The organism is Lacrimispora sp. (assembly GCF_047605665.1).
In the GTDB taxonomy this organism is placed as follows: domain Bacteria; phylum Bacillota; class Clostridia; order Lachnospirales; family Lachnospiraceae; genus Lacrimispora.
The window spans coordinates 1-15,902 of record NZ_JASGFH010000031.1; the positions used below are offsets into that span (position 1 = coordinate 1).

Genomic DNA, 15,902 nt, shown 5'->3' on the forward strand with positions numbered 1-15,902 from the left:
GAAATACGGGCTACGTTCTTATCTGCGGCCACACCGCTAACCAGCATTCTTTCCAATTTTGTTTCCTCCTTGACGATCGTACCTTCTGCTCTGGTCAGACTTGACCGGACTACTAACTGTACTCCATAGCGCTTTGCCATTTCCACGGACCTGTTGTGAAGCACCTTGGCTCCCAAAGACGCGAACTCCAGCATTTCCTCATAAGAAACCTCCTGAAGCTTTCTGGCATTGGGAACGATGTGGGGGTCTGCCGTATACACGCCGTCCACATCGGTGTAAATCTCACAGGCATCTGCATGAAGGGCCGCCGCAAGAGCTACTGCTGTTGTGTCGGAGCCGCCCCGGCCAAGGGTGGTTAAATCATCGTATTTATTAACGCCCTGAAAACCGGTAATAATGACAATTTTTTTAGCCTCCAGCTCATGCCGGATACGTTCCGTATCAATCCTCTTTAACTTGGCTGAGCCATAGGCAGAGGTGGTGTGCATAGCCACCTGGGCCGCATTCAGTGAAACGGCCGGAACACCCAGAGCGCTCATTGCCATAGCCATGAGGGATACGCTGACCTGTTCTCCGGTGGATAAAAGCATATCCATTTCCCTCTTAGGGGGATTAGGATTTATCTCATGAGCCTTGGCGATCAGGCCGTCCGTGGTCTTTCCCATGGCGGACAGCACCACAACCACCTGATTTCCATTTTTATAGTCTTCAATACAGCGCTTTGCTGCATTGAAAATTCTTTCCTTGTCTGCGACGGAGCTTCCGCCAAACTTCTTTACTACTAACATCGATGTCTCTCCATTCCGCTATGATGCATGCTTATCAATCTGTTATACAGATGCCAGTTCTGCGCGGATACGCTGTCTGATTCCCGACAGCCCCTTCGCTTTTTCTCTGTACTCATCTTCCGTCATGGTTTCTGTGAGAACTGCAAATTCATCCTTGTGGTCCAGTTCAATCACTTCCACCTTGCCCAATACCTCTTCCACTTCCTTCCTGCGCTGGTCTGCAAGCCCTTTCAGCCTTACAAAATAGCGGAAGGAAAGGCCGCCTATATCTGAAACTGCAAGAGTCTGGTCATCCCAGCCCATCTCCACATGATGTCCGGGGTTCTTAAGAGCCTCTATCATATCCGCAGCCACGGCGCTGGCTGTGGGAAGCTTTCCGGCTCCGCTTCCGTAGAACATGGAAACGCCCAGCATATTTCCCTTTACCAGAATGCCGTTGTAGGCATCGCTGATGGCATAAAGGGGGTGGTCCTTTCCGATCATGACTGGAGCCGTAAATGCGTGGACTTTTCCGTTCTTCATCCGGCTGGAGCCAAGGAGCTTGACAGAGGTTCCCATTGCCTGGGCATATTCAAAGTCCACATCCGTGATCTTTGTAATCCCTTCTGTATAAATATGCTCATAATTGACCTCATGTCCCGCGGCCAGGGCCGTTAAAATAGAAATTTTTCTGCAGGTGTCATGTCCTTCCACGTCAGCCTCCGGATTGCGCTCCGCATAACCCAAGTCCTGGGCCTCTCTGAGAGCCGCTTCAAAGGTCTCACCTGTTTTATCCATCTTTGTCAGTATATAATTCGTGGTTCCGTTTAAAATTCCTGTGATCTCCTCGATCTCCTCACCTGCAAGGGAGGTGTAGAGAGGTCTGATGATGGGGATACCGCCGCCTACGCTGGCTTCAAAAAAGAAGTTAACTTCATGTTCCCTGGCAATTCTTAAAAGTTCTGTCCCGTGAGCTGCTACCAGAGCCTTATTGGAGGTGGCGACGTGCTTGCCTGCCTCTAAGCTGGCCTTTACAAAGGGATAAGCCGGGTTAAGGCCGCCCATGGTTTCCACCACCATGGCTATCTCCGGGTCTTTTTCAATGACAGAGAAGTCGTGAACGATCTTATGTTCAATGGGTGTGCCTGGAAATTCCCTTAAGTCCAGAATATATTTTACGAAAATCTCATGGCCTGTTTTCTTTGCGATGAGCTCCTTATTTTGTTCCAAAACTTCGACCACGCCCGAACCAACGGTGCCGTAGCCCATAACAGCAACTTTTATCATAATTCTCCTCTTTTCCGCCAGCCTTTTCTGCCATTCCCCAAGATGTCCCTGCCTTATTCTCTGGCTAAAATTTTCACGTAGTGAACCCCATCCTTTTCTTCCATATCCTCCACCATCTTGGAAACATTCCCGGTGGTTTCAAGCACCTCCACGCTAAGGGTCAAGGTGGCTACTCCGTTGACCGGAATACTCTGATGTATGGTAAGGATATTGGCCCGGTATACCGCCACCACATGAAGCAGGTCTGACAAAAGTCCAGGTTCGTCATCCATCTGCATCACAAGGGTAATGGTCTTTCCCTTGGCATTGTCATAAAAGGGAAAGATATCATCCTTATACTTATAAAAAGAACTGCGGCTGATGCCAACCCGGTCAGTCGCTTCCTGAACCGTGATGACCCGCTCTGATTCCAGCAGTTTTTTCGCTTCCACTACCTTCAGCAATACTTCAGGTACAGCTTTCTGCTTTACCACAAAATATTTACTTTTTTCTTCCATAAAAAAATATCTTCCCTTCTGTGTCCGTAACAGAAATACATCTGTTTACATAGGGAAGATATTATCATATTTATGCCATGTATGCAACTATTTTTACATTTATTTTCTTAAATCCTTATTCCAGTTCCGTGTCTCCCATCTTTGCACCGGTGTTGATCCAGCGCAGATATGCGTACATGAACTGGTCTAAAGCGCCGTCTAAAACGCTGTTTATGTTGCCGGTTTCTGCACCTGTTCTGTGGTCCTTGACCATGGTGTAAGGCTGCATAACGTAAGAACGGATCTGGTTTCCCCATCCGATATCTGTCACATCGCCCCGGATACCGGACAGCTTTTCTGCATTTTCCTGCTGCTTTAACATGTACAGCTTGGCTTTCAACATCTGCATGGCCTTGTCCTTGTTCTGGAACTGGGAGCGTTCATTCTGACACTGCACCACAATTCCGGTGGGCAGATGGGTAATTCGGATGGCAGAGGAGGTCTTGTTGATGTGCTGTCCGCCGGCTCCGCTGGAACGGTACGTATCGATCCGCAGATCCTCGTCATTGACCTCCACATCAAGGTCCTCTTCAATATCCGGCATCACATCGCAGGACACAAAGGAGGTCTGGCGTTTGCCTGCCGCATTAAAAGGAGATATCCGCACCAGGCGGTGAACTCCTTTTTCCGACTTTAAATAGCCATAGGCATTAGGCCCGTTGACCTGAATGGTAACGGACTTGATGCCGGCTTCATCGCCGTCTAAATAGTCCAGGACTTCGATGGAGAAGCCTTTCTTTTCTGCCCAGCGGCAGAACATGCGGTAGAGGATGCTGCACCAGTCGCAGGACTCTGTTCCTCCTGCGCCTGCATTCAGCCTTAATATGGCGTTGTGATCGTCATATTCGCCTGACAGCAGGGTGTTGATGCGCATTTCCTCCAGCTTTTCCTTGAATTCACTGAGCATTTCTTCTACTTCAGGCACCAGAGACGGGTCATTTTCTTCATTTCCCATCTCAATCATGACGCTGATGTCTTCGTACTGCTGCTCCAAATCCTTATAGCCCTGAACGGTATCTTTTAAATTCTTGGCAAGCTGGACGATCTTTGCAGACTTCTCCGGGTCCCCCCAGAAATCGGGTTCTTCCATGGATTTGTCCAGCTCATCGATTCTCTTTAACTTATTATCTAAGTCAAAGTGAATCCCTCACTTCCACTAATGGTTTTTGAAACGTTGATAATTCGTATTTATACTGATCTAACTCTACCACTGTGTCACCCACTTTCGTTTTATGATGTGATTATAAAGCTTTCGGCCGGTCTATGCCGGTTTGCGTCCGCAGCACTGTTTGTATTTCTTGCCGGAGCCGCATGGACAGGGATCGTTTGGATAAACCTTGTCTTCTGTCTTCTTAACAGGCTCTCTCACTCCGCTGTCATCTTTGTTGGTTCCGGTCACCTTGGCAGCCGGTTCTCTCTCCACCTTCTGCTCTACCTTGATGTGGAACAGAATCCTCACGGTATCCTCACGGATGGCGGCAGTCATCTCATCAAACATCTGGTATCCGCTCATCTTGTATTCCACCAGCGGATCTCTCTGTCCATAAGCCTGAAGGCCGATGCCCTGGCGGAGCTGTTCCATATCGTCGATATGGGACATCCATTTATTATCAATCACCTTTAAGAGAATGACGCGCTCGATCTCTCGAATCTGCTCTCCCTCAGGGAATTCTGCTTCCTTGGATTCGTAAAGCTTGATGGCTTCTTCCTTGAGCAAATGCTTTAATTCGTTTCTCTTGATCTTCTTATCTTCGGTCAGAGTGATGGGCTTTAAGGGCACGATGGGAAGAAGAAGGGTGTTCAGTTCATTTAAATCCCACTCTTCCGGTGACTGCTCTTCGCTGATGGTTAAGTCAACGGCATTTTCCACGATGTCTGTCACCATCTTTAAGACGAAGTCACGCATGTTGTCGCCGTCTAATACTTTTCTTCTCTCAGCATAAATCACTTCACGCTGCTCGTTCATGACCTCGTCGTATTTGAGAAGGTTTTCACGGATGCCGTAGTTGTTGGTCTCGATCTTCATCTGGGCCTTTTCAATGGCATTGGACAGCATCTTGTGTTCGATCTGCTCTCCTTCCGGCACTCCAAGGGCATTGAACATGCCTACAAGGCGCTCGGAACCGAACAGACGCATTAAATCGTCTTCCAGGGAAATGTAGAATCTGGATTCACCCTGATCTCCCTGACGTCCGGAACGTCCGCGGAGCTGGTTGTCAATACGGCGGGACTCATGGCGCTCCGTACCGATGATCTTTAAGCCGCCTGCTGCCTTTGATTCCTCATCCAGCTTGATATCCGTACCACGGCCTGCCATGTTGGTGGCAATGGTGACCGCTTTGTGGATACCTGCGTCGGCTACGATCTCAGCCTCCAGCTCATGGTATTTGGCATTGAGCACTTTATGGGGAATGCCCCGGCGCTTTAACATGCCGCTTAACATCTCAGAAGTTTCAATGGTAATCGTACCCACCAGAACCGGCTGTCCCTTCTGGTAAGCCTCTTCCACCTCATCGCACACTGCCTTGAATTTTTCTTTTTTCGTTTTATAAACAGCATCTTCCTGATCAATACGGGCAATGGGGCGGTTGGTTGGAATCGCAACTGCGTCCATTCCGTAGGTGTTACGGAATTCCTTTTCCTCTGTCAGAGCGGTACCGGTCATACCGGATTTTTTGACGTATTTATTAAAGAAGTTCTGGAAGGTGATGGTAGCAAGGGTCTTGCTCTCCCTGCGGACATTTACATGCTCCTTGGCCTCGATAGCCTGATGAAGGCCGTCGGAATACCGTCTGCCGGGCATGATACGTCCCGTAAACTCATCTACGATCAGGACTTCGTCATCCTTTACCACATAATCCTTGTCGCGGAACATGAGGTAATTTGCACGAAGGGCCAGAATGATGTTGTGCTGAATCTCCAGGTTCTTGGGATCAGACAGGTTTTCGATCTGGAAGAACTTCTCTACCTTTTCCACGCCCTGTTCTGTTAAATTCACTACTTTATCTTTTTCATCGACTACGAAATCCCCGGTTTCTGTGATTTCCTCTCCCATGATGGCAGCCATCTTGGAAAATTCGCCGGAAGCCTGGCCGCGCTCTAACTGACGGGCCAGAATGTCGCAGACTTCATATAATTTAGTGGATTTGCCGCTCTGTCCGGAAATGATAAGAGGTGTTCTTGCCTCGTCGATCAATACGGAGTCCACCTCATCAATGATACAGAAATCCAGATTACGCAGAACCATCTGCTCTTTGTAGATAGCCATGTTATCTCTTAAGTAATCGAATCCCAGCTCATTGTTGGTCACGTAGGTGATATCACAGTTGTATGCGGCACGTCTTTCATCGGAATTCATGGAGTTTAAGACAACGCCTACGGTCAGGCCCAGAAACTCATGAACCTTTCCCATCCACTCCGCATCTCGCTTTGCCAGATAGTCGTTGACCGTAACGATCTGAACGCCTTTTCCTGACAGCGCGTTTAAATAAGCAGGGCAGGTGGACACTAAAGTCTTACCTTCACCTGTCTTCATTTCCGCAATACGGCCCTGATGGAGAACCATGCCGCCGATTAACTGCACACGGAAATGTTCCATATTAAGAACTCTTTTTGCGGCTTCTCTTACGGTGGCAAATGCCTCAGGCAGAATGTCGTCAAGGGTTTCACCTGCTGCCAGTCTTTCCTTGAAAAGCTTTGTGTTGTTTTTCAGTTCTTCATCCGTTAAGGCAGCCATGGACGGGCGAAGACCTTCTATCTTATCCGCAATGGGATTGATCAATTTTAATTCTCTTTCACTATGAGTTCCAAATATTTTTTGAACCAGGTTCATGTTTCTTTCTCCTACTCTTCTTACTGAATCACGATATAATCCTGTATATTGTAGCACTAACCTTTCTTTAATTCAATGAATTCATAAAAAATTAACATTCTTGCAATAATCCAATCCTTTTTTGTAAGATACTTCCTTTTTCTCCGGCAAACTTCGGCAAATAGTGGAAAATTATGGTTAACCCGACATATTGCACAAAAAATCTGTTCGATATTTCACCTTTCCACATTATCCACATCCCATTGTGCATGTTTCCCCCATTTTTATCCCCATGCCCATCCCTCATAATTCTGTAAAAAAACAGTTATACACCAAGTTATCCACATTATCCACAGTTTTTCTCCACATATACTCCGTTTTCCCCTTTTCCTGGAAAACCTTTCAATTTTTGTGTACTTGTCATAAAATTATCTTTTTCGACGAAAAATCCCCTTTTTCCCTTGACATTTTCCGAGGCATACATATAGTTTTTCAATAATTTGTCAAATTATAAGTCGAGGGATTTTATAAAAAAATTTCCATTAATTATCTTATAATTTTCCCAATACGATTGAACAAATCTTAAAAATGTGGTATACTATACCCATCTCAAGAAAAAGGAGCTGAAGACTTATGCATTTTACAATTACAGGAAGAAATATTGAGGTTACATCAGGGCTTCGTGAAGCAATCGAGGACAAGCTTGGAAAGCTGGACCGTTTCTTTGCCCCCGCCACTGAAGCAATCGTAAGACTCAGCGTGCAGAAAGATATGCAGAAAATCGAAGTGACTATTCCAGTGAAAGGACATATAATCAGGGCAGAGGAATCCAGCACAGACATGTACGTTTCCATCGATCTCGTAGAAGAGATTCTGGAACGTCAGTTGAAAAAATATAAGAATAAACTGATCGACAAAAAGCAGAATACCCCTTCCTTCTCCGCAGCATTTATGGAAGAGGATTCCCAGGCAGACGATCATGTGGAGATCGTCAAGACAAAGAAATTTGCGGTAAAGCCGATGGACACTGAAGAAGCCTGCGTTCAGATGGAGCTTTTAGGACACAGCTTCTATGTATTCTTAAATGCAGAGACAGAAGAGGTCAATGTAGTTTACAAGAGAAAAGGCGGCTCCTACGGACTGATTGAACCGGAATTTTAAAATTTCATAACAGATAAGTAAAAAAAGGCGTTCATTCATGTTACAGTGAGTGAACGCCTTCTTAAAATCAGTGATATTTGAAGAAAATCAAACCCGCAGCCGCGCTGTTTTTTCTCCGCCTGAGACCTGGCTTTAAAGCTGTATCCCGCATGGAGACTTTTTCATATGATGGAGTAGGAGGACTAAATCCAGCCTCCGTCAAGGCCGATGACCTGCCCCGTTAAGTAGGAGTTTTTATAGCCCAAGTGATAAACCAGATCAGCGACTTCCTCAGCCGTTCCCAGCCGTCCGGCAGGAATGCCTTCCACCAGGGAAATCAAATCGTCCTCCTCCAAAAACTGGTTCATCTCCGTGTCAATGGCACCGCAGGCAACGGCATTGACCTGGATGTTGCTGGGAGCCAGTTCCTTTGCCAGGGCCTTTGTAAAGGCATTGACCCCGCCCTTGGTAGCAGAATAAGCCACCTCGCAGGAGGCGCCGGACACTCCCCATACAGAGGAAATGTTGACGATCTTCCCTTGCTGCCTTTCCACCATTGCGGGAATGGCGAGCTTGCAGCAGTTGAATACAGAGGTTAAGTTGGTGCGGATAATCCGGTCCCAGGCTTCCCCGTTCATATCCTGTAAAAGACCGATGTAGGATATCCCCGCATTGTTGACCAGGACATCCAGTGTGCCGAACTGCTTTCGTACCTGCTCAAAGAGTGCCTGGCACTGGCTCATGTCGCCCATATCACCCATATGGGCCAGACAGGATATCTGATACGATTCCAGCTCCTTTTTCGTCTGAAGAAGGCGGTCCTCGCTGTGCAGACAGTTGATGGCCACGTTATATCCCTTCTTTGCGAACTTAACAGCAATAGCTTTTCCGATTCCCCTGGAAGCGCCGGTTATAAGTACTGTTTTTTTAGCCATAAAATCACCCTTTCCGTCAATAATTGATACCTTTATTTTATCAAATCAGGGGGAAGATTGCAACGGAACCTTGCATAGTTGCAGGGTGATGAGATATAATGAGGATAGAAGACCCAATATCAATATAGAAGAGAGAAGGTAGACGACGATGAATGAAATGTATGATGTTGTGATTATCGGCTCCGGTCCGGCCGGGCTTACTGCTGCTGTTTACGGAAAAAGAGCTGAGCTCAATATGGTAGTCATTGAAAAAGAGCTGGCCAGCGGCGGTCAGGTGCTCAACACCTATGAAGTGGACAATTATCCCGGCCTTCCGGGAATCAACGGATACGATCTGGGAATGAAGTTCAGGGAACATGCAGAGAAGCTGGGAGCAGAATTTGTCACAGACGAGGTGCTGCGGATTGAAACCTCTGAAAAAGGCTTTACCGTGGTGGGAGAAGAAAAGGTATACCCCACAAAATCAGTTATTATCGCTACCGGCGCCCATCACCGGAAGCTGAGCGTCATAGGAGAAGAAGAGCTGGCAGGCATGGGAGTTTCCTACTGTGCTACCTGCGACGGCGCATTTTTCCGCAACAAGGTAGCTGCCGTGGTAGGCGGCGGAGATGTTGCCATTGAGGATGCGATTTTCTTAGCCAGAATGTGCAAGAAGGTGTACTTAATTCATAGGAGAAACCAGTTAAGGGGTGCAAAGACCTTGCAGACCCAGCTCTTTAACCAGGAAAATGTGGAAATTATCTGGGACACTGTCGTAGAAGGGATCGAAGGCGGCGACCAGGTGGAATCTCTGACACTAAAGAATTCAAAGACAGAAGAGACACAGAAATTAGCCGTAGACGGCGTGTTCATCGCAGTGGGAATCAATCCCCAGAGCAAGGCATTCGACAACCTGGTGGAAATGGACCACGGATACATCAAGGCTGGCGAGGATTGTGAAACCAACATTCCGGGAATCTTTGCAGCCGGTGACGTGCGCACCAAGCAGCTTAGACAGATTTCAACAGCAGTATCCGACGGGGCAAATGCCATTACCAGCGTGGAAAGGTATCTGACCCATCAATAAGCCAAAGAAAGGGCGGGATTCAAAAGAATCCCGCCCCTGTTTTTTTTAAACTCCCGGCTTTTCTACCTGAACAATGGCAGCTTTCTGCATGGGAATTCTGCAGTTCTTATTATTACCGAATTCAACAATAACCGTGTCATCTGTCATGTCGATGATCACACCGTAAAAACCGCTGGAAGTCAAAATACTGTCGCCGATAGCGATGCTTGCGAACATCTCCTGCTGTTTTTTCTTTTCCTTTTTCTGCGGTCTGATTGCGATGAAATACATGAAGCCAAAGATCACTACGATATAAATTACCCAGAAACCTATGCCCATACTGCCGCTTCCTGCTGCTGATAACATAACATGTCCTCCTTAATAATCAATCCGCCCTTTATGGCCTGGTGCCTGCCGCCATGCCTGCGAGTTTTTGTTCTTTATACTCTCCATACCGGTGGTTCTCAATAGCCTCGCGAATCTCTTCCATCATTGTATTATAAAAATACAGATTATGCAAGACACATAATCTCATGCCGAGCATTTCTTTTGCCTTTAAAAGGTGCCTGATATAGGCTCTGCTGTAGGAACGGCAGGCCGGGCACTGACAGCCCTCTTCAATCGGCTTGTGGTCCAGTTCATATTTTGTATTGAATAAATTCATTTTTCCATGATTGGTATATACGTGACCGTGGCGGCCATTTCTGGAAGGATAGACGCAGTCAAAGAAATCCACGCCCCGGTCTACTGCCTCCAAAATATTGGCAGGGGTTCCCACTCCCATCAGATAGGTGGGCTTTGCCTCCGGCAGGTATGGAACGGTTTCGTCCAAAATCCGGTACATTTCCTCATGGCTCTCCCCTACGGCCAGTCCGCCCAGGGCATATCCGTCCAAATCCATGGCTGATATGGTCTTTGCATGGGCGATTCGGATGTCTTCAAAGGTTCCGCCCTGATTGATGCCGAATAAAAGCTGTTCCCGGTTTAGCGTATCAGGCAGGCAGTTGAGCCTTGCCATCTCTATCCTGCACCGCTCCAGCCATCTGGTGGTGCGGTCCACGCTGTTTTGCATGTATTCCCTGGTGGCGGGATGGGGGGGACATTCGTCAAATGCCATGGCTATGGTGGAAGCTAAGTTGGACTGAATCTGCATGCTCTCCTCAGGCCCCATGAAAATCTTGTGTCCGTCTATATGGGACTGGAAGTAAACGCCCTCTTCCTTGATCTTTCTCAGTCCGGTCAGGGAAAAGACCTGAAAACCGCCTGAGTCCGTGAGAATGGGACGGTCCCAGTTCATGAACTCATGAAGGCCGCCGAATTCCCGGATCAGCTTATCCCCGGTGCGCACATGGAGGTGATACGTGTTGGAAAGCTCTACCTGGGTTTTGATCTGGCGCAGATCGTCGGTGGAAACCGCCCCTTTGATGGCTGCCACTGTTCCCACGTTCATAAATACCGGAGTCTGTATGGTGCCGTGGACCGTGGTTACCTCCGCCCGCTTTGCACGTCCATCCTTTGCAATGATTTTATATTTCATTTACAATTCCCTTCTATATTAATCTTCAGCCAGAGCGGCTTTGATCATAATGGAACATTCAATCCGTTTCTTCTGCATCTCACATCCAATGTCATAAGCATCTGTCAGCTTTCCATGGAAGTTGTAGGAGTTGGCCGCACATCCGCCGCTGCAGTAAAATCTTGCGAAGCAGTCACGGCACTTATCTTTTGCATAGACGTTGCAGAGCTTGAATTCATCACGCAGGTCTGTCCTCACCACACCTGTATCCACATTTCCCATGAGGAATTCTTCTTCCCCTACGAACTGGTGGCAGGGATATAAGTCTCCCCACGGAGTCACTGCCAGGTATTCCGTTCCTGAACCGCAGCCTGACAAACGCTTTGCCACGCAGGGTCCCTGGGTTAAGTCGATATTAAAATGGAAGAAATTAAAGCCTTTTCCTTCTTTGTGACGTTTGATGTACTCCACTGCCAGATTGTCGTACTCCTCCATGATGCGCGGAAGGTCTTCTTCCCTGATGGCGTATTCCTCTTCAGGCTGGGCTACAACAGGCTCTATGGACATGCTGGAAAATCCCAGGTCCGCAAACTCCAGAACGTCTTTTGCAAAATCTATGTTGTTGCGGGTAAAGGTTCCTCTGATGTAGTGGTCTTTGCCTTCCCGCAATTCAGCGAATTTCTGGAACTTGGGAACGATCAGGTCATAGCTGCCTTTTCCGTTGCGGAAGGGGCGCATCTTGTCATTGACTTCTTTTCTGCCGTCAAGGCTTAAGACCACATTGCTCATTTCCCTGTTACAAAACTCCATGATCTCGTCATTGAGAAGCACGCCGTTGGTGGTCATGGTGAAACGGAAGTTCTTATTATATTCTGCCTCTTTGGAGCGTCCGTATGCAACAAGCTGCTTTACTACTTCCCAGTTCATGAGAGGCTCGCCGCCAAAGAAGTCCACTTCCAGGTTTTTTCTGCTGCCGGAATTGGCGATGAGAAAATCCAGGGCCTTTTTGCCCACTTCAAAGGACATGAGAGCCCGTCTGCCATGGTACTCTCCCTCTTCTGCAAAGCAGTAGCGGCATGCTAAGTTACAATCGTGAGCGATATGAAGGCAGAGAGCCTTTACCACGGTCTGCCGCTTTTTGAAATCAACAATGTAATCGTGGTAGGTGTCTTTCGTAAACAGCTCACCTGCCTGGATCAAGTACTGGATTTCCTCTAAGGCTTCCCTCACCTCTGATTCCCCGTACTTTGGGGAAAGGCGTTCAAGGACTGCTTCCTCCACTTCTTTTTTTAGAGCTTCCGGTTTCTCCATATCCTCAACCATGGCAGAGGCGATCTCTACAGCCTCATACATGAGCTCATCTACGGAGTGAACGGAGCCGCTGTTGACATCCATAACAATGTGGAAGCCATTATTGATATATTGATGAATCACTTATATTCTCCTTTTCCATTGCAAGCGAATAACCCCTACCGTCATAGGACCGTAGGGGCATCTGCTTACCTGCTTTCAGTTGTTCTATACAGTTTGTAAATATTAACGGTTGCTGTTTTCGCAGCTCTGGTTTCCTACTGTACAGGATGTTTTGCAGGCTGACTGGCAGGAAGTCTGGCACTCGCCGCAGCCGCCTTTTTTCATAGATTCTTTTAATGTACTGGAATTTAATGTTTTCACGTGTTTCATGTACTTACACCTCCTGTATGTCCTGATTCTTTGAGATTATATCATATGTTTTCGGTCAGCGCAAGATATTTCCCCCTCTCATGAGGAGGGGCTGAATTTTTGAGAAACTAACATATTAGAATATCCTCCCATGCCTTAGAATATACTGAACCATAAGACAAGACATAAGGAGTAATCGGATGGAAAAATCAAAGCTTCAGGTCACACTCAGAAACCTGCTCATCACCTACATACTGACCGGAATTCTGCTGGTGGTCCTGGCCTTCGCACTTTATAGATTCCGTTTGAAGGAAGGTCAGATCCGTCTGGGCGTCAATGCGGTTTATGTGATCACCTGCCTCTTAGGCGGCATCTTAATGGGAAAAAGCATACGGCAAAGGCGGTTTTTCTGGGGACTTTTGCTGGGAGTCACTTACTTCGTAGTGCTCTTAGGTGTTTCCTATTTCCTGAACAAAGGGCTTACCGGTTCCATGAACCAGATATTGACCACCATGGCGATCTGCGCTGCCAGCGGAACGGCGGGGGGAATGCTCAGTTAAAAAAAAGCAAGCGTACTGATGTTCATTGTACGCTTGCTTTTTATTTATTTTACAATACGGACCCGTTTGGAAATGTCCTCTTTCTCCTTTGGACCCGGCTCTTCCACAATGCCTCCAAAGGGCATCTGGGCGATGAGCTGATAGCTTTCCGGAACGTCAAACAGTTCCCGGATTTTCTGGTCGATCACCGGATTGTAATGCTGCAGGGAAGCGCCGATTCCCAATTCCCGCAGTCCGCTCCAGATGCTGATCTGCAGCATGGCATTGGCCTGAAGGGCCCAGCCTGGGAAGTTGCCTGCATAGAGGGGGAACTGGTCCTGAAGGCCTTTTACAACTGCCTGATCGTAGAAATAAAGCACCGTTCCTGCTCCTGCTTTAAAGCTGTCAATTTTTTCCCTGGGAACCTGACCGCCGAAAACCTCATAAATGGAATCCCATAACAAATCCTGTTTTTCTCCCAGAGCCACCACAAGGCGGGAGCTTTTCATGTTAAATGCATCAGGCACCAGCTCTGTCAGTGTTTCAATTCTCTCTGTCACTTCCTCGATGGAAACGGGAAGTTCTTTATTGATGTTATAATAGCTTCTTCTCTTTTCTAATGCGTTTATAATACTCATAAATAATTCCTCCTGATCTATTAAATTTTTAATACCGTCTTTACTTTAGCGGTCTTTAAAAGCCCGGACCACTTCCACTGCCAGCAAAATGGCAGCTCCCAGAAAAATGAAGATATCTCCCAGGTTAAATATAACCTTTTTCAGCTTTCCGTACTGTATGCTGAAGTAATCCACCACGTAATGACGGACCAGCCTGTCGTACAAATTGCTGACAGCACCGCCCAGGGCTATGGACAATGCCAGCTTTTCTGCGTGCCTTCCCTTGCGCTGGAGAAGGCCCGCCAAAATCCCGGCTCCGAAGGAGGCAACTGCAAGAGGAACCATCTGCACCAGAGGCTGGTTTTCCTTTAAAAATCCAAAGGGAAAGCCGGAATTGTGGTTCTTATGAAGGAGAATCTTTCCTCCGCTTCCCTCCAGTTCTTTGGGAAAGGAAGCTTCATCCTGTTCCTCAATCGCATTCTTTATCAAAAGATCAAGAGCTGCCAGCAATGCGGTAATACCCATATAGATCATGAAATACCCTCCTTCTGTCTTTATGAAACCATTGGTTTTTATTATCCCCTTAATACCGGCAATTAACCCCTCATCTGGATAAAGGGACCGCCGTTTTTATCGAGATAAGCCCTGGTTATGACCACGGAACCGATATTGGCATCCTTTGGAATCTCATACATGATGTCCAGCATAAAGCTTTCGATAATGGCCCGCAAAGCTCTGGCTCCCGTCTTTTTCTTAAGGGCCTCTTCTGCAATCCACTCCAGGGCTTCATCTTCAAATACCAGATTGACCTCATCCATCTCCAAAAGCTTTTTGTACTGTTTTAAAATGGCATTTTTCGGTTCTTTTAAGACACGGATCATCAAATCCCTGCCCAAAGACTCTAAGGTGACGGTTATGGGAAGGCGGCCTAGAAACTCAGGAATCATGCCGAACTTTCTCAAGTCTTCGTTGGTCACCTTTGTCAGGATATTGGAATCCTTCTCATGCTCATCCTTTAGCTCTGCGGAAAAGCCCATGGAGGATTTCTCCTTCAGCCTCTCCTTTATGATGTCTTCCATATCAGGGAAGGCGCCGCCGCAGATGAACAGGATGTTTTCCGTGCTGACAGAGGTCATGGGAGTTAAGGCATTTTTCTGGTTGGAACCTACGGGCACCTCCACTGTGCTGCCCTCTAAAAGCTTTAAAAGCTCCTGCTGAACCGATTCTCCGCTCACATCCCTGCTGCTGGTGCTCTTTTTCTTGGCAATCTTATCGATTTCATCGATGAATACAATGCCCCGCTCCGCCTTTTCCACATCGTTGCCTGCTGCGGACAAAAGTTTGGATATGACGCTTTCGATGTCATCGCCTATGTAGCCTGCCTCTGTTAAGGAGGTAGCATCGGCGATGGCCAGCGGCACGTCCAAAAGCTTCGCCAGGGTCTTTACCAGATAAGTCTTTCCGCTGCCTGTGGGGCCGATCATCAGGATGTTGGATTTTTCAATCTGCACTTCTCCTTCTGCTTCCTTTGCGGCGGCTGAAAGGTAAACCCTTTTATAGTGATTATAAACTGCCACGGAAATCACCTTTTTTGCCTGTTCCTGGCCGATGATGTAATCGTCCAGCTTCTGCTTGATGATGTGAGGGGCAGGTATATCCTTCTGGTCCAGCTCAGGCTTTGGTTCCTTGCCTGCTCTCTTTTTGATCTTCTGTCTGTTTGGTATCTCTATATCCTGAGGGTTTAAATTCCCTAAGTCGCTTAAGTTTAAATTCATGTAAGGCATGTTCTGAATCTTTGATAAATCGAATCCGCCCTGGCTTACGGAATCAAAAGCCTTCTGCATGCAGTCATGGCATAAGTTCATGCCAACCGGCATGGAAACCATGGGACCTGCCACATGTTCCGGCCTCCGGCAGACGTAGCAGATTTTTTCGTATTCTTCCTCATCTTTTTTCTTTTTATCACCGTCTGAAACGGAAGCTGCTTTGCTCTCTTCCTTTTCCTCCGGCATATATTTATCGTCCAAGCTGTACTCTCCTTTTGTGT

The 15,902-nt window shown here is 47.3% G+C and carries 16 protein-coding genes; 3 read left to right on the top strand and 13 right to left on the bottom strand.

Translation table 11 applies throughout. The features are described 5' to 3' along the window. From QM657_RS18830 to secA, 5 genes are all read right to left on the bottom strand, one after another. The coding region (locus QM657_RS18830; protein WP_415068244.1) for an aspartate kinase at positions 1-788 on the bottom strand (788 nt) is incomplete at its 3' end. A 42-nt stretch (positions 789-830) separates the two neighbouring features. Further along, complete coding sequence (locus QM657_RS18835) at positions 831-2,054, bottom strand: homoserine dehydrogenase (protein ID WP_415068245.1); 1,224 nt, start codon at positions 2,052-2,054, stop codon at positions 831-833. 53 nt (positions 2,055-2,107) lie between these two features. Further along, entirely contained in the window at positions 2,108-2,551 is a 444-nt protein-coding gene (locus QM657_RS18840; RefSeq protein ID WP_415068246.1) for an ACT domain-containing protein, read from the bottom strand. Between the two features lie 115 nt (positions 2,552-2,666). Then, positions 2,667-3,801 (bottom strand): peptide chain release factor 2 gene (gene prfB / locus QM657_RS18845; RefSeq protein WP_415068247.1). Its coding sequence is split into 2 segments (ribosomal slippage): positions 2,667-3,725 and positions 3,727-3,801, totalling 1,134 coding nucleotides; the frame shifts between segments, so codons are not numbered across the junction. A gap of 50 nt (positions 3,802-3,851) precedes the next feature. After that, positions 3,852-6,422, bottom strand: coding sequence for a preprotein translocase subunit SecA (secA, locus tag QM657_RS18850; RefSeq protein WP_415068248.1), 2,571 nt, complete (start codon positions 6,420-6,422; stop codon positions 3,852-3,854). A 612-nt stretch (positions 6,423-7,034) separates the two neighbouring features. Between secA and hpf the strand changes: the two genes are divergently transcribed. Further along, a complete protein-coding gene (gene hpf / locus QM657_RS18855; RefSeq protein WP_415068249.1) occupies positions 7,035-7,562 on the top strand; it encodes a ribosome hibernation-promoting factor, HPF/YfiA family in 528 nt (175 codons plus the stop codon). Between the two features lie 182 nt (positions 7,563-7,744). On the opposite strand, the gene ymfI is transcribed toward hpf, so the two are convergent. Beyond that, entirely contained in the window at positions 7,745-8,476 is a 732-nt protein-coding gene (gene ymfI, locus QM657_RS18860) for an elongation factor P 5-aminopentanone reductase (protein ID WP_415068250.1), read from the bottom strand. A 148-nt stretch (positions 8,477-8,624) separates the two neighbouring features. Here ymfI and trxB point away from each other — a divergent pair, with 148 nt between their 5' ends. Further along, positions 8,625-9,542: a thioredoxin-disulfide reductase gene (trxB, locus tag QM657_RS18865; protein ID WP_415068251.1), complete on the top strand. Its 918-nt coding sequence runs from the start codon at positions 8,625-8,627 to the stop codon at positions 9,540-9,542. Positions 9,543-9,587: 45 nt separating this feature from the next. Here trxB and yajC read toward each other — a convergent pair whose 3' ends face one another. The 4 genes from yajC to scfA form a co-directional block, all read right to left on the bottom strand. Continuing rightward, complete coding sequence (gene yajC / locus QM657_RS18870) at positions 9,588-9,860, bottom strand: preprotein translocase subunit YajC (protein WP_415068268.1); 273 nt, start codon at positions 9,858-9,860, stop codon at positions 9,588-9,590. A gap of 58 nt (positions 9,861-9,918) precedes the next feature. Then, on the bottom strand, positions 9,919-11,058 hold the full coding sequence (tgt, locus tag QM657_RS18875; protein ID WP_415068252.1) for a tRNA guanosine(34) transglycosylase Tgt: 1,140 nt from the start codon (positions 11,056-11,058) through the stop codon (positions 9,919-9,921). Between the two features lie 18 nt (positions 11,059-11,076). After that, entirely contained in the window at positions 11,077-12,471 is a 1,395-nt protein-coding gene (gene scfB, locus QM657_RS18880) for a thioether cross-link-forming SCIFF peptide maturase (protein ID WP_415068253.1), read from the bottom strand. 102 nt (positions 12,472-12,573) lie between these two features. Continuing rightward, positions 12,574-12,720 (bottom strand): six-cysteine ranthipeptide SCIFF, encoded by a 147-nt coding sequence (scfA, locus tag QM657_RS18885; RefSeq protein WP_002601553.1) that lies wholly within the window; start codon positions 12,718-12,720, stop codon positions 12,574-12,576. 179 nt (positions 12,721-12,899) lie between these two features. Between scfA and QM657_RS18890 the strand changes: the two genes are divergently transcribed. Then, positions 12,900-13,259 (top strand): TIGR04086 family membrane protein, encoded by a 360-nt coding sequence (locus tag QM657_RS18890; protein WP_415068254.1) that lies wholly within the window; start codon positions 12,900-12,902, stop codon positions 13,257-13,259. Between the two features lie 44 nt (positions 13,260-13,303). Here QM657_RS18890 and QM657_RS18895 read toward each other — a convergent pair whose 3' ends face one another. The 3 genes from QM657_RS18895 to clpX form a co-directional block, all read right to left on the bottom strand. After that, positions 13,304-13,876, bottom strand: a complete 573-nt coding sequence (locus tag QM657_RS18895) for a nitroreductase family protein (protein ID WP_415068255.1) — start codon at positions 13,874-13,876, stop codon at positions 13,304-13,306. Between the two features lie 45 nt (positions 13,877-13,921). Continuing rightward, positions 13,922-14,389: a signal peptidase II gene (locus tag QM657_RS18900; protein WP_415068256.1), complete on the bottom strand. Its 468-nt coding sequence runs from the start codon at positions 14,387-14,389 to the stop codon at positions 13,922-13,924. 62 nt (positions 14,390-14,451) lie between these two features. Continuing rightward, positions 14,452-15,867, bottom strand: a complete 1,416-nt coding sequence (clpX, locus tag QM657_RS18905) for an ATP-dependent Clp protease ATP-binding subunit ClpX (RefSeq protein ID WP_415068269.1) — start codon at positions 15,865-15,867, stop codon at positions 14,452-14,454. Between the last annotated feature and the right edge of the window lie 35 nt (positions 15,868-15,902).